Consider the following 14,480-nt stretch of genomic DNA (forward strand, 5'->3'; position numbering starts at 1 on the left):
ACCTAACGCACAAAGGGACACTCAGGCGGCAAGCCGCCACCACGACATTGTTGGCGCACTTTCCCTCATAACAGGCTTTTTCACCCGTCTGAAGAGCCGCAAAGCGGCTCTTGATTAATCATATCAATGGACAACCATCATTCATGCCGCGGCGGAGCCAGTACTTCACGGTTACCGTTATGCCCTTGCTCGCTCACGATACCTTGCGCTTCCATCTGTTCGATGATGCGCGCGGCACGGTTGTAGCCAATACGGAACTGGCGCTGGACACCGGAAATGGAGGCTCTGCGCTTATCCACCACAAACTCCACGGCTTGATCGAACAACGGGTCAAGATCTTCGTCACCGTCAATGCCGCCACCTTCACCGTCGTCACCGGCGCTAACGATACCCTCTTTATATTGGGGCCGCTCACGCGCTTTCCAATCCTTGACCACCGCGTGCACTTCCTGATCGCGCACAAAGGCCCCGTGAACACGCACTGGGATAGAAGAGTTCGGTGCCAAGTACAACATATCACCCATCCCAAGTAAGGACTCTGCACCACCTTGATCGAGAATGGTGCGCGAATCAATCTTGCTCGATACGGTGAATGCAATACGCGTTGGGATGTTAGCCTTGATCAACCCGGTAATCACATCCACAGAAGGACGCTGAGTTGCCAATACCAAGTGGATCCCCGCCGCACGCGCTTTCTGCGCCAGGCGAGCAATCAACTCTTCGACTTTCTTACCCACCGTCATAATCAGATCGGCGAATTCGTCGACCATCACCACGATATACGGCTCTTTCTCCAACACCGGCGGTGTTATGTCCATGCTGTCGGAGGGTTTCCAGAACGGATCGGGAATCGGGCGGCCCATCGCTTCAGCCTGATCGACACGCTCGTTGTAACCGGCAATATTACGCACCCCCAGCGCAGACATCAGTTTGTAGCGGCGTTCCATTTCCGCTACGCACCAGCGCAATGCATTGGCAGCGTCTTTCATATCAGTAACCACGTCGGTTAACAGATGTGGGATACCTTCATACACCGACAGTTCAAGCATTTTCGGATCGATCATGATAAAGCGCACTTCTTTCGGCGTGGCTTTATACAGAATACTCAGGATCATGGCATTAACGCCGACCGATTTACCCGAGCCGGTCGTACCCGCCACCAGCAAGTGTGGCATTTTACCCAGATCCGCGACGACCGGTTCACCGGAGATATCTTTACCCAACACGATCGACAGCGGTGACGGATTATCACGGAATGCCGGGCAATCCAACACTTCCCGCAGATAAACCGTTTGACGCTTGGCATTCGGTAACTCAAGACCGACGTAAGGTTTGCCCGGAATAACCTCAACCACCCGCACCGCGGGTGTCGAAAGCGAACGTGCTAGATCGCGTGATAGATTGGAAATCCGCGCGGCTTTAACGCCGGGTGCCAAATCCAGTTCGAATCGTGTAATGACCGGGCCGGGTAAAATATCGACAACATCGGCTTTCACCCGATAGTCCGCCAGGCTGGCTTCCACTAAACGCGCTTTTTGCTCCAGCGCGAACGAATCGATCGGCTCAACTTCTTTCGGCGCTTCCGTCAGCAAGTCTAAGGTCGGCAACGGCGTGGTCGGTTTCTGCAACGGCTGATCGTTACGCATCAGGAACGGATGGATCAAACTGTCCATCGCCGGCTGTTGCGGCGCTGCGGCTTGTGCCGGTTCGGCCGGTTGCTGCGGCTGCACGGGTTGCTGAGGTTGTACTGGCTGATGTAGCGGCTGCACCGACGGCGAAGGTGTTTGCTGTTGAGGCTGCTGAACCGGTTGCGGTGCGCTTGTCTCCTCTTCCGGTTGCGGCGAGAGGGTAAATAATGGCTCACTTGGGCCATCGTCAACCAGATCGTCAATCGGTGAGAAACTAAACGCATTGCGGGTATCGACAGCGCGCGAGGTGTCTGCCAACGGGGTATCCGCGTAACGCGCCTGCTGTTGTTCAGCAAAGGCCTGACGCAATGCGGCCTCTTGCAACGCATCTTCATCGTCTTGTGAATACGACTCACCATAGCGCTGAGTTTGCTGCTCGGCGAATGCCCGTCCTAGTGCCGCTTCTTGCAACGCTTCATCTTCTTCCTGCGGATTGAGGCTAACGCCAGGTTGCGGCTCACCGCTATGGCTTTGCTGTTCCTGTTCGGCCATGCGCTGCGAAGGCAGCTTAATACCGTAAGAGGCCAATTCACGGCGGGTAGGGATACGCACCGGATTTGGACGCGGTAGTTCCGGGCCTATACCTTGTTTTACTTGAGAATTAGCTTCGCTGGTGGCACTAAATGCTGGCATAAACGTATTACTGGCAACCGTTGCGGCAGCAATGCCAGCAGCCGATGTATCCGCCGACGGTCTGGCATTGTTGAGCGACGCCGCTGCATCACCGGCTGCAAAACCGCTGGCGTCGCTAACCTCGCTGCTCTCATGCGGTGTTGTCGCAGAGAAATCGAACGGTGAAGGATCACGCTGCGGCGGCGTCGTAGAACGCCAATTCCCTAATTGCGGTTCATCATCATGATGAGAATCGACAACTCGCGTTGTTTTTGGCGTTGGCGTTTCTTCTGGCACTTCAAATGAATACAGTGGCGGCGTGCCACCGTTATCAGATTGCGTGTTCATCGGATGCTGGTTGACAGAAGTCGGCGCACTTGGTGCGGTAGTCACCGCCGGTGCTGCCGGTTTCATCGCAGCAATCGCTTCAACAGGCACAACAGGCTCAGTAACTTGAACCTCCTCTGACGGCTGAACCGCAGTCTGGCTTAAGTCTTCACTCTCATCGCGAGTCGCTCGCAAACTGCTGAGCGACGCAGCAGCAGCCACCTCTTCAGTCGCTTGCGCCTGTTGCGTGCTCTCCCCGACGGAAGGAGCCGTGAACAACACATCGTCGCTATCGATTGCAGGGTCAACGGCAGCTTCTTTCGCCGTCTCTTTTTCTGTCAGCGCCGGTTCATCACGATACCGATCATCGTAATAACCCTCGTTACGCCGTGAACGATTGGTCATCAACGTCGCTACGCCCAGTACGGCTGCGCCAATTTTCTCAGCAATCACCAACCAAGACCAGCCGGTGAAAAGCGTCAGGCCAGCAGCCCACACGCACAACAACGCCAAGGTGGCACCAATACCATTAAACCACGGTAGCATGGCATTACTCAGCAAACTGCCGATCACACCACCAGAGGCAAAGTAATAGAGATCATCAATATTGAGTGCCGCCAAACCACATGAAGTCAGCACCAGCGCCAACGTACCAATTAAGCGCAGTGAGAGTGCAAAATAGTCGATGTGATCACCGGTATCACGCTGACGGTAGGCTGCCCAGCATAGGATAATCATGATCGGCGGGATCGCGTATGCAAGCACCCCGAAGGTAAACAGTAATGTGTCGGCCATCCAGGCGCCCACACCACCACCTAGATTATGGATCGGCTCATGCCATGCAGTTTGCGACCAGCTAGGATCAGACGGATTGAAACTGATCAAAGCAGCCATGAGGTAAACGGCGAAAATCGCCACCACGATCAACACAGCTTCCAGTAACCGTCGGCCACTGCTGAGTTTTTTCAAGGTAACGTCTTTATCTTCTGTATATTCCTGGCTCAAGAAAGGCTCTCCAGGTTCCTGTTAGCTGATAACGTAACAGCGCCGAGAGGTTGCCCCGGCGCCAAGACTGTATGAATAAACAGGAGTGTAACGAATTTAATCAGGTTTTGCACCTGCACCTTACCGTGTTTTGATAACCAGACGGTTACTCTGTTTCACTTCTTCCATCACTACATAAGTGCGGGTGTCATTAACACCTGGAAGACGCAGCAACGTTTCTCCCAGCAGTTTACGATAAGCCGACATATCCGGTACGCGGGTTTTCAACAAGTAGTCGAAATCACCGGAAACCAGATGACACTCCTGAATTTCTTCCAGTTTTTGTACCGCAGTATTGAACTGCTCAAACACATCTGGCGCACCACGGTTCAGCGTGATCTCTACAAAAACCAGCAGCGATGCATCCAGATAATGCGGATTCAACAATGCGGTATAACCATGGATGAAACCTTGACGCTCAAGACGACGCACACGCTCCAAACAAGGTGTTGGGGATAAACCCACGCGCTTCGAAAGCTCGACGTTCGAGATGCGGCCATCCTTTTGGAGTTCATTCAGGATGTTGCGATCGATACGATCGAGATCTTTACCCGGGCGTTTCTTATTGTCTGCCATTATTATTGTCTCTCTTATTTTCTTCCTTGCACTTGCCACACCCTCGCCAACATCACTGTTTTAAGGGTTCGATCCAAGCGAAGACCCGATGCCTGTTATCTGCCGCTAATTTCCACAGGGGATTAACGACATTAGTGCTTCTTCACTAACCAATTTCCCGTTGCACGGTCTGTCTGTCTAATCCCCGCGCGCGTGGATAATTTGTTCTTCCTGTGATGTTTTCGCAAATGCGTAGCGGATTGTCAAAGTAAAAGAAGCAAAATCAGAAGAACGTGCCGTTAATAAAAGTTAGCACCGCATTTTTAATGATGATTCGCTGGGTAAAAATACCGGGCAGATAGCCGCATAAAGCCGTCAAGAGTGAGGGTTTTCATTCATTACCGTTTATTCTTTCTCCGATTATCCGTCTCAACACAATTCAGACTCACGCCAATCCGTCCTAGCCCTCGCGCTGTGCCACGCTCATGTATCTTGAGCGACCGAACGTGCTCTTACCCTCTCATCATTACTGCGACATTTTTCGCCATCACACTCCGTCACGCATCGATTAATCGGCGATAGCTATCAAACAAATCGTTAACAACACGCGCTGGCGCTTTTTTTACTGCGCTATTTTCCCTACAATCGATGCCATTGTCCGCCATTGTGGGAAAAGAGGTCATTCATGGGCACGGCTAAACATAGCAAGTTATTGATTCTGGGCTCCGGTCCGGCTGGCTACACCGCTGCGGTTTATGCCGCGCGTGCAAACCTGAACCCGGTGTTGATTACCGGTATCGAACAAGGCGGTCAGTTGACCACCACCACCGAAGTGGAAAACTGGCCGGGTGATGCGGAGGGCCTGACGGGCCCGCGGCTCATGGAACGCATGCATGAACACGCAGAGAAATTCCAAACGAAAATCGTTTTCGATCATATCAACAGCGTTGACTTGCAAAATCGTCCGTTTCGTCTGTTTGGCGACAGCGGCGAATATACCTGCGACGCATTGATCATCGCTACCGGCGCATCCGCACGCTATCTCGGCTTACCGAGCGAAGAGGAGTTCAAAGGTAAAGGCGTTTCCGCCTGTGCCACTTGCGATGGTTTCTTCTACCGTAACCAAAAAGTTGCCGTCGTCGGCGGCGGTAACACCGCGGTTGAAGAAGCGCTGTATTTGTCTAATATCGCCGCTGAAGTGCATTTGATTCACCGCCGTGACAGCTTCCGCTCAGAAAAAATCCTGATCGATCGGCTGATGGACAAGGTGAAAAATGGCAACATCGTTCTGCACACCGATCGTACCTTGGATGAAGTGCTGGGCGACGAGATGGGCGTTACCGGCGTTCGCATGCGCAGCACTAAAAACGAGAGTGAAACCACCGATCTGGCGGTTGCTGGCGTGTTTATCGCCATCGGCCACAGCCCTAACACCCAGATCTTCGGTGATCAACTGGCGCTGGAGAACGGCTACATCAAAGTGCAATCCGGCATCCAAGGTAATGCGACCCAAACCAGTATTCCTGGCGTATTTGCTGCGGGTGACGTTATGGATCACATCTATCGTCAAGCCATCACCTCAGCCGGTACAGGCTGCATGGCGGCACTGGATGCTGAGCGCTACCTCGACGGTATTGCTCAGGCGACAGCGCGATAAACCATTCTGTGCTGTCCTCCACTGACAAATAAAACATCCTAAAACCGAATGCCGTCCAGTTAAATCTGAGCGGCATTTTCGCTTCTACGACGCCAACCTCATCAGAATATTCCGCGAAGTCTGACTCCCCTTGCGACCGCTCAGGCCAACTCTCGGTGCCGTGACCGGAGCACCTCAGCTGTGTCCTTCTTAATGCCATCGCCTCCCGCACCGTCACGCCGTAGTTATACGGATCGACGCTTTGGCGTCTTGCCGTATTGATAACGTCCCGAAACATCCGTAGAACTGAGAAAATATCTTTAACTCAAGCCAAATCGCCGCCTTATTTCTTTTCAGCCGGCGCAGTCACGAGGTAACATTACCCCTCACTTGTGCGCTTCCGGATGGGGCAAACACTTTTTTTAACAGTATGTTAACTTGGCCTGTTGCGACAGGCGTCGGCGACGCAGACACTTCTGATGAAAAAAACCAGACAGCACCAGTTAACCCAGTGGCTTAAAACGCAGAGCGCTCTTGCGAAACGTTGGCTACGCCTTTCAATGTTATTAGGATTGTTCAGCGGCATTTTGATTGTGACGCAGGCTTGGCTGTTGGCCGCCCTGCTCCATGCACTGATCATTGAACAGACACCTCGCGAAGAACTTATCTCTGCGTTTCTCTGGCTGGCCGCCACGTTTGCGTTACGCGCGCTGCTGAGCTGGTTGCGCGAATACGTGGGTTTTATCTGCGGCAAAGTTATTCGTCAGCAGATGCGCCGTCAGGTGCTGGATAAGCTACAACAGCTTGGCCCTGCGTGGGTTCAGGGTAAACCGGCCGGCAGTTGGGCCTCGATCATTATTGAGCAGATCGAAGATATGCAGGATTATTACTCGCGCTACCTGCCGCAAATGTATCTGGCGGTCTTTATTCCCCTGTTGATATTAATCACCGTATTCCCAATTAACTGGGCTGCCGGCGTGATTTTGTTGGCCACCGCGCCGCTTATTCCGCTGTTTATGGCGTTGGTCGGCATGGGGGCTGCCGATGCCAACCGGCGTAACTTCGTCGCGCTGGCTCGCCTAAGCGGTAATTTTCTCGATCGGTTACGTGGCTTAGAGACATTGCGTCTCTTCCATCGCGGTCAGGCAGAAACCGATCATATCGCGAAATCCTCCGAAGATTTCCGCCGGCGAACCATGGAAGTCTTGCGGATGGCATTTCTCTCTTCGGCTGTACTGGAGTTTTTCGCTTCAATCTCCATTGCGGTGGTCGCGGTTTACTTTGGTTTTTCCTATCTTGGCGAGCTGAACTTTGGCAGCTATGGCATGGGCGTTACATTGTTTGCTGGTTTCCTGGTGTTAATACTGGCACCGGAATTCTTCCAGCCGCTGCGCGATTTAGGCGCGTTTTATCATGCTAAAGCGCAAGCGATAGGTGCCGCAGAAGCATTGGAAACCTTTCTCAACGCTAAAGGTGAAAGCATCGGCAACGGTAGCTTAACGCTGGACGATGCCACCCCGCTGACGTTGGCAGCCTGTGATGTCGAGATCCTATCGCCACAGGGCGTTGTACTGGCCGGTCCACTGAACTTCACTCTGCCAGCCAATCAGCGTATTGCCCTAGTCGGCTTAAGCGGGGCGGGGAAAAGTTCACTGCTAAACCTGCTGCTCGGTTTTCTACCTTATCGTGGTTCTTTACAGATTAACGGTATCGAACTGCGTGAGCTCGATGCAGAACATTGGCGGCAACGGCTGGGCTGGGTCGGGCAAAACCCGCATTTACCGGCGCAGACCCTGCGTGACAACATTCTGCTTGGTCATCCTCAGGCCGATGAACAACAGTTGCAACAGGCGGTAGAACAGGCCTACATCAGCGAATTTCTTGCTCAGCTACCCGAAGGGGTGGATACCGTATTGGGCGACAACGCAGCACGCCTGTCGGTTGGGCAGGCCCAGCGGGTAGCCGTCGCCCGGGCGCTCATCAGCCCACGTCAATTGTTATTGCTGGATGAGCCTGCCGCCAGTCTGGACGCGCACAGCGAGCAACGGGTTATGCAAGCGTTGAATGTTGCCTCTCATCAACAAACTACGCTATTGGTGACTCACCAATTGGAAGATACCGAAGATTTTGATCAGATTTGGGTGATGGATAACGGGCAGATCGTCCAACAAGGCGATTACGCAACGCTGAGTAGCCAGCCTGGGCTGTTTGCCACTCTGATCGCACACCGCAGTGGGGAGCTCTAATCATGCGCGTTTTGCTACCGTTTTTGGCGTTGTATCGTCGCCACTCATTGCTCATTTCCTTGGGTATCCTACTGGCCATTGTGACACTGCTAGCCAGCATTGGGCTATTGACTCTGTCTGGCTGGTTCCTCGCTGCATCATCGCTGGCCGGGCTAGCGGGGCTGTATACCTTCAACTACATGTTGCCAGCCGCGGGCGTACGCGGTGCAGCAATTTTTCGCACCGCCGGACGCTATGCTGAGCGTGTGGTCAGCCACGATGCAACGTTCCGCGTGTTATCGCATCTGCGCGTTTTTACCTTCCAAAAAATCCTACCGCTATCCCCGGGCGGCATAGCACGCTTCCGCCAGGCAGAGTTGCTAAACCGACTGGTTGCGGATGTCGATACGTTGGATCATCTGTATCTGCGGGTCATTTCACCACTGGTTAGCGCTGCGGTGGTTATCGCCGTGGTGACGTTCGGTTTAAGCTTCCTCGACAGTACCTTGGCTCTGACCTTAGGCGGAATTCTGCTGTTATTGCTGTTGCTGGTGCCGCCGGTATTTTATTACGCCGGTAAGCCCATCGGGGGTGAACTGACTGCTTTACGCAGCCACTATCGCACCGATCTTACCGCCTGGCTGCAAGGGCAAGCAGAGCTGGTGGTCTTCGGCGCGGTCAACCGTTACCGCGCCGCACTTGTCACTACCGAACAGCATTGGCAACGTCGCCAATGGCAACAGGCTTCGCTGGGCGGCATGGCGCAGGCTTTGATGATCCTCTCAAGCGGTTTAACGGTAACACTGCTGCTATGGCTGGCCGCCAACGGCGTCGGGGAAAACAGCCAACCCGGCGCGCTGATTGCGCTATTCGCTTTCGCGACGCTTGCGTCTTTTGAAGCATTAATGCCCGTGGCCGGTGCCTTCCAGCATCTTGGCCAAGTGATCGCCTCCGCCACACGCGTTAATCAATTGATTCAACAGCAACCAGAAGTCACCTTCCCTGCGGCTGGCCCTGCGAGCGCTCCCCACGCGGCACTGCGCTTGCAACACGTCAGTTTTACCTATCCAGGACAACCGCAACCCGTGCTACGTGACGTAACGCTGGACATCGCCGCAGGCCAACACATTGCGCTGTTAGGGCGTACCGGTTGTGGTAAATCGACTCTGTTGCAATTATTGACCCGCGCTTGGAATGCCGACAGTGGCGAAATCCACCTCAACGGCATACCGCTGGCGAATTATGATGAAAGTACATTACGTGCCATGACCGTGGTCGTTAGCCAACGTGTGCATATCTTTAGCAGCACACTGCGCGAAAACCTGTTGCTGGCGGCGCCAACCGCGAATGACGACGCACTAAAAAGCGTATTGCAACGCGTCGGCTTGGATAAGCTACTGGAAAATGAAGGGTTGAACGCTTGGCTGGGTGACGGTGGCAGGCAGCTCTCCGGCGGTGAGCAACGTCGTCTGGGCATCGCTCGTGCGCTGCTGCACCCGGCACCGCTGATGCTGTTAGATGAACCAACCGAAGGGTTGGATGCAGAAACCGAGCAGCAGATTCTGACGTTATTGCGTGAGCACTGCCGAGATAAGACGTTAATTGTCGTTACCCATCGGCTGCATGGGCTTGAACATATGGATCGTATCTGCGTGATGGATGGCGGTCAGATTGTTGAACAAGGCGATCACACCACCCTGCTCAATCAGCAAGGGCGATACGCTCAGTTCTGTCAACGCATCAGCCATAAGCTGCCGTAATCCGCGCTGTAAAGGCCGCTAAGGAGTTTTATGCGCATTATTAAGCTTTCACCGCACTCATTAGCGTTCCCGTCACCTGAGGGCGCCTTGCGCGATCCTAATGGCCTGTTGGCTATCGGTGGCGACCTAAGTGCACAGCGATTGTTAGCGGCTTATGAGCACGGTATCTTCCCGTGGTTCTCACCCGGAGAACCGATTCTATGGTGGTCACCGGACCCACGCGCGGTACTATTCCCGGCAGAACGCCACATCAGTCGCAGCCTTAAGCGTTTCTTACGTACTCACCCGTTTCGCATTACGTTAAACCATGACTTTGCGTCGGTCATTGCCGCCTGTGCCGATCGACCAGAGGAAGGCACGTGGATTGGCCCCGACGTACAGCGAGCCTATCTCCAGTTGCATACACTCGGTTACGCCCACTCGGTCGAGGTTTGGCACGATGAACAACTGGTAGGCGGGATGTATGGCGTAGCGCAAGGCGCATTATTTTGTGGTGAATCCATGTTTAGCCGCACCACCAACGCCTCAAAATGCGCATTGATGGCTTTTTGCCAGCATTTTGCCGCTTTTGGCGGTGAATTGATTGACTGTCAGGTGCTTAACGCGCACACTTCCCGCCTTGGTGCGCGTGAAATACCCCGCCGCCAATTTTTGCAGCACCTTAGCCAGCTTCAACGTCGACCATTAGCGACAGAATGCTGGGTGCCACAAGTCATACCCCCACAGCAGGCTGAACCACCCTCCCCAACAAACTAATTTTGCGGAAACGGTGCAATGTTCACCGACACATCTTTACATAATGTGGGTTTTTCGGCATTATCTTGCCGGTTAAAAACTAAGGTAGTTACACCTAGAGGATTCGATGGCCAAAGAAGACAATATTGAAATGCAGGGCACCGTTCTTGATACGCTGCCGAACACCATGTTCCGCGTAGAATTGGAAAACGGGCACGTGGTAACCGCTCATATCTCCGGTAAAATGCGTAAAAACTATATCCGCATCCTGACGGGCGACAAAGTCACTGTAGAGCTGACCCCGTACGACCTGAGCAAAGGCCGCATTGTCTTCCGTAGCCGTTAATCGGCTAACCCGTCGCCAGCCACTGGCGACATTGAGGATGTAAATCCCTCCAGAGCCCTTTCCGTTTACCCCCGCCGCAGCGTTCAACATTGAGTTGCAAGTGCGTAGGTAAACTGAGAGGGCTCACTCATTTTGGGCGCAAAAAAAGCGATGCTTGAGCATCGCTTGAGCTTGATGACGAAGTCGCCTGATAACCCGATATACTCGGGCATAGCGTAGCGAGGGGCGCTCCGGTGGCTTATGCCACTACGACCCCACCGCCACGCTTTCCCTAATAACGTTTGTCAGCTGTCTGAAGCAATGCTAAAGCATTGCGAGTGGCGTACGGCTTAATGCACGCCCTCATCCGCTTTACGCATCGATGCGCTGAGGAAATGATACGTCAATTTCTGAGTATCGTTGTCCAGTTCAACTTTGACCGAGCCGCCATTAACCAGTGAACCGAACAGCAGTTCATTAGCCAGCGGTTTCTTCAAGTTTTCCTGCATAACACGCGCCATCGGCCGCGCGCCCATCGCACGGTCATAGCCTTTTATCGACAACCAATCGCGCGCTTCATCACTCACTTCAAGCGATACGCCTTTCGCATCAAGCTGGGCCTGCAGTTCGACGATAAATTTATCAACAACCTGCTGGATAACAGCAGTAGACAAGTGGTTGAACCAAAGAATATTGTCCAGACGGTTGCGGAATTCCGGCGTGAACACTTTCTTGATTTCTTCCATCGCGTCAGTGCTGTTGTCTTGCTCTATCAAACCGATCGACTTACGTTCAGTCTCGCGCACCCCGGCGTTAGTGGTCATCACTAAGATCACATTGCGGAAGTCTGCTTTACGGCCGTTGTTATCGGTCAGCGTCCCGTTATCCATCACCTGTAACAGTAAATTGAACACATCCGGGTGCGCCTTCTCAATTTCATCCAGCAACACCACCGCGTGTGGATGCTTGATCACCGCATCGGTCAATAACCCACCTTGGTCGTAACCCACGTAACCCGGAGGGGCACCAATCAAGCGGCTAACGGTATGGCGTTCCATGTATTCGGACATATCAAAACGCAACAGCTCGATATCCATCGCCTTCGCCAACTGCACGGTCACTTCCGTTTTACCCACGCCGGTTGGGCCAGCAAACAGGAATGAACCGACCGGTTTGCGCTCATGCCCCAAACCGGCACGGCTCATCTTGATTGCCTCGGTCAACGCTTCAATCGCCTGATCCTGGCCGAATACCAGCATCTTCAGGCGATCGCCCAAGTTTTTCAACACGTCGCGATCGCTGGCGGAGACGGTTTTTTCTGGGATCCGCGCGATACGCGCAACGACAGATTCAATATCCGCCACATTAACGGTTTTTTTACGCTTGCTCACCGGTACCAAACGGCTGCGTGCGCCCGCCTCATCAATCACATCAATTGCCTTATCCGGCAAGTGGCGATCGTTGATATATTTCACTGACAGATCAACCGCCGCCCGCACCGCTTTGGCGGTGTAACGGACGTCGTGGTGCGCTTCGTACTTGGTCTTCAAACCATTAATAATTTGTACGGTTTCTTCCGGCGTCGGCTCAGTAATATCAATTTTCTGGAAGCGACGCGCTAACGCGCGATCTTTCTCAAAAATACTGCTGAATTCCTGATAGGTCGTCGAGCCCATTACCCGAATTTTGCCACTGGAAAGCAGCGGTTTTATCAGGTTGGCGGCATCAACTTGCCCACCGGAAGCGGCGCCAGCACCGATAATGGTATGGATTTCATCAATGAACAGAATGCTGTTCTGATCCTGTTCCAACTGTTTTAACAGCGCTTTAAAGCGCTTCTCGAAATCGCCGCGGTATTTGGTACCCGCCAGCAGTGAACCAATATCCAAAGAGTACAGTGTACAATCCGCCATCACATCAGGGACGCTACCCTGTACGATACGCCAGGCAAGCCCCTCCGCGATCGCGGTTTTACCCACACCCGATTCCCCCACCAACAGCGGGTTATTCTTACGGCGGCGGCACAGTACCTGGATAGCACGTTCCAGCTCTCGGTCGCGGCCGATCAAAGGATCGATACCGCCTACCCGGGCCAACTGATTGAGATTGGTGGTGAAGTTTTCCATACGGTCTTCCCCTCCAGACTGCTCTTCGTTTACCGGGGTTTCCGAATTCGGTTCCTGGCCCGGCTCGTCTTTGCGTGTACCGTGCGAAATGAAGTTCACAACATCGAGACGGCTCACGTCATGCTTGCGTAGCAGATAAGCCGCCTGTGACTCCTGCTCGCTGAAGATCGCCACTAACACGTTAGCGCCGGAAACCTCACTGCGGCCGGAGGATTGCACATGAAATACCGCACGTTGCAGCACGCGCTGGAAGCTGAGCGTAGGCTGTGTGTCACGCTCTTCTTCGCTGACGGGCAGCGTGGGTGTGGTTTGTTCGATAAAGGCTTCCAGTTCCTGACGTAATGCCGCCAGATCCACCGTGCATGCCTCAAGCGCTTCTCGCGCGGCAGGGTTGCTGAGTAATGCCAGCAACAGGTGCTCCACGGTCATAAACTCGTGTCTGTGCTCACGCGCCCTGGCGAAAGCCATGTTGAGACTGAGTTCCAGTTCTTGATTGAGCATAGGCACCTCCCCAATAAATCGCCTGTTCAGGCTTTTTCCAGCGTACAAAGCAACGGATGCTCGTTCTCCTTTGCGTAGCGGTTCACATGGACAACTTTGGTTTCCGCCACCTCGGCGGTGAAAACACCACAAATCGCCTTGCCTTGATAGTGAACCGTGAGCATCAATTGCGTTGCACGTTCAATGTCATAAGAAAAGAACTTTTGCAGAACGTCAATCACAAATTCCATCGGTGTGTAATCGTCGTTGTTAAGTATAACTTTATACATTGACGGCGGTTTTACCTCATCGATTTGTTTTTCTTCGGCTAAGTGTTCAAAGTTTAGCCAGTCGTTGCTATTGCCCATCGCTGCTTATCTTCTCTTGTGTACCCCCAGATATGGGGTCGTATTCAGGTTATTCAAACAAGGACTGTTACTATTTTATCATCTTCGGCTCGGTTACGCCGCAGCGAAACGGTTGAAGATAGCCTCGGCTATTTGTTACCAAACTATGTCAATAGCGTTACCTGCTTCAAACTTTGACGAACTGCTTTCGCCAGACAAAAGCCGATCGCTTGACGTGATGATCATTTGCTCTAGAGTGTAAATTCGTGGGCTGTTGGTCTTTTAACCACTCCGCGCTCACCAAAGTTCAGTTATTCATCTCACTTATAATAGTGTCGCGAGGGATGTAGAAGCATGGAGACGGGTACTGTTAAATGGTTCAATAACGCCAAAGGTTTCGGTTTTATCTGTCCTGAGGGCGGTGGCGAAGATATTTTCGCCCATTATTCAACAATTAAGATGGATGGCTACAGGACGCTAAAGGCAGGCCAATATGTCAGGTTTGACGTGCATCAAGGCCCAAAAGGGAATCATGCCAGCCTTATTGTGCCGCTGGAAAACGAAGCGCTGGCCTAAACCATTCACACTAAGTCAGTCAAATCCGCACAACCTAGTTAATC

Annotated in this window: 10 protein-coding genes; 6 read left to right on the forward strand and 4 right to left on the reverse strand. The window is 53.0% G+C overall.

The window, feature by feature from the left end; all coding sequences use genetic code 11:
- Positions 1-137 precede the first annotated feature (137 nt).
- Positions 138-3,632 (reverse strand): DNA translocase FtsK 4TM domain-containing protein, encoded by a 3,495-nt coding sequence (locus tag ACQKDS_RS14930; protein ID WP_399672136.1) that lies wholly within the window; start codon positions 3,630-3,632, stop codon positions 138-140.
- A 120-nt stretch (positions 3,633-3,752) separates the two neighbouring features.
- Complete coding sequence (lrp, locus tag ACQKDS_RS14935; RefSeq protein WP_399672138.1) at positions 3,753-4,247, reverse strand: leucine-responsive transcriptional regulator Lrp; 495 nt, start codon at positions 4,245-4,247, stop codon at positions 3,753-3,755.
- Positions 4,248-4,911: 664 nt separating this feature from the next.
- Here lrp and trxB point away from each other — a divergent pair.
- The 5 genes from trxB to infA all read left to right on the forward strand — a co-directional run bounded on the left by trxB (position 4,912) and on the right by infA (position 10,928).
- Complete coding sequence (trxB, locus tag ACQKDS_RS14940; RefSeq protein WP_399672140.1) at positions 4,912-5,883, forward strand: thioredoxin-disulfide reductase; 972 nt, start codon at positions 4,912-4,914, stop codon at positions 5,881-5,883.
- Positions 5,884-6,341: 458 nt separating this feature from the next.
- Positions 6,342-8,108 carry a heme ABC transporter permease/ATP-binding protein CydD gene (gene cydD, locus ACQKDS_RS14945; RefSeq protein ID WP_399672142.1) on the forward strand — a complete coding sequence of 589 codons (1,767 nt, stop codon included), beginning with the start codon at positions 6,342-6,344 and terminating at the stop codon, positions 8,106-8,108.
- A 2-nt stretch (positions 8,109-8,110) separates the two neighbouring features.
- Positions 8,111-9,847 (forward strand): heme ABC transporter ATP-binding protein/permease CydC, encoded by a 1,737-nt coding sequence (cydC, locus tag ACQKDS_RS14950; RefSeq protein WP_399672144.1) that lies wholly within the window; start codon positions 8,111-8,113, stop codon positions 9,845-9,847.
- Positions 9,848-9,877: 30 nt separating this feature from the next.
- Positions 9,878-10,603, forward strand: a complete 726-nt coding sequence (aat, locus tag ACQKDS_RS14955; protein WP_399672146.1) for a leucyl/phenylalanyl-tRNA--protein transferase — start codon at positions 9,878-9,880, stop codon at positions 10,601-10,603.
- A 106-nt stretch (positions 10,604-10,709) separates the two neighbouring features.
- On the forward strand, positions 10,710-10,928 hold the full coding sequence (gene infA / locus ACQKDS_RS14960; protein WP_002211347.1) for a translation initiation factor IF-1: 219 nt from the start codon (positions 10,710-10,712) through the stop codon (positions 10,926-10,928).
- A gap of 329 nt (positions 10,929-11,257) precedes the next feature.
- On the opposite strand, the gene clpA is transcribed toward infA, so the two are convergent.
- Together clpA and clpS are read right to left on the reverse strand one after the other, a co-directional pair.
- Positions 11,258-13,534, reverse strand: coding sequence for an ATP-dependent Clp protease ATP-binding subunit ClpA (gene clpA, locus ACQKDS_RS14965; protein ID WP_399672148.1), 2,277 nt, complete (start codon positions 13,532-13,534; stop codon positions 11,258-11,260).
- A 26-nt stretch (positions 13,535-13,560) separates the two neighbouring features.
- Positions 13,561-13,881: an ATP-dependent Clp protease adapter ClpS gene (clpS, locus tag ACQKDS_RS14970; RefSeq protein WP_399672150.1), complete on the reverse strand. Its 321-nt coding sequence runs from the start codon at positions 13,879-13,881 to the stop codon at positions 13,561-13,563.
- Between the two features lie 333 nt (positions 13,882-14,214).
- Here clpS and cspD point away from each other — a divergent pair, with 333 nt between their 5' ends.
- Entirely contained in the window at positions 14,215-14,436 is a 222-nt protein-coding gene (cspD, locus tag ACQKDS_RS14975) for a cold shock-like protein CspD (RefSeq protein WP_399672151.1), read from the forward strand.
- Positions 14,437-14,480 lie beyond the last annotated feature (44 nt).

It is taken from the genome of Serratia sp. NPDC078593, assembly GCF_050268245.1.
Taxonomy (GTDB): domain Bacteria; phylum Pseudomonadota; class Gammaproteobacteria; order Enterobacterales; family Enterobacteriaceae; genus JBNNGK01.

Bases quoted from the DNA above. Each gene is read 5' to 3' on its own strand.
- cydD (WP_399672142.1), top strand. From the start codon at position 6,342: ATGAAAAAAACCAGACAGCACCAGTTAACCCAGTGGCTTAAAACGCAG.
- clpS (WP_399672150.1), bottom strand. From the start codon at position 13,881: ATGGGCAATAGCAACGACTGGCTAAACTTTGAACACTTAGCCGAAGAA.
- cydC (WP_399672144.1), top strand. From the start codon at position 8,111: ATGCGCGTTTTGCTACCGTTTTTGGCGTTGTATCGTCGCCACTCATTG.
- clpA (WP_399672148.1), bottom strand. From the start codon at position 13,534: ATGCTCAATCAAGAACTGGAACTCAGTCTCAACATGGCTTTCGCCAGG.
- cspD (WP_399672151.1), top strand. From the start codon at position 14,215: ATGGAGACGGGTACTGTTAAATGGTTCAATAACGCCAAAGGTTTCGGT.
- lrp (WP_399672138.1), bottom strand. From the start codon at position 4,247: ATGGCAGACAATAAGAAACGCCCGGGTAAAGATCTCGATCGTATCGAT.
- trxB (WP_399672140.1), top strand. From the start codon at position 4,912: ATGGGCACGGCTAAACATAGCAAGTTATTGATTCTGGGCTCCGGTCCG.
- aat (WP_399672146.1), top strand. From the start codon at position 9,878: ATGCGCATTATTAAGCTTTCACCGCACTCATTAGCGTTCCCGTCACCT.
- infA (WP_002211347.1), top strand. From the start codon at position 10,710: ATGGCCAAAGAAGACAATATTGAAATGCAGGGCACCGTTCTTGATACG.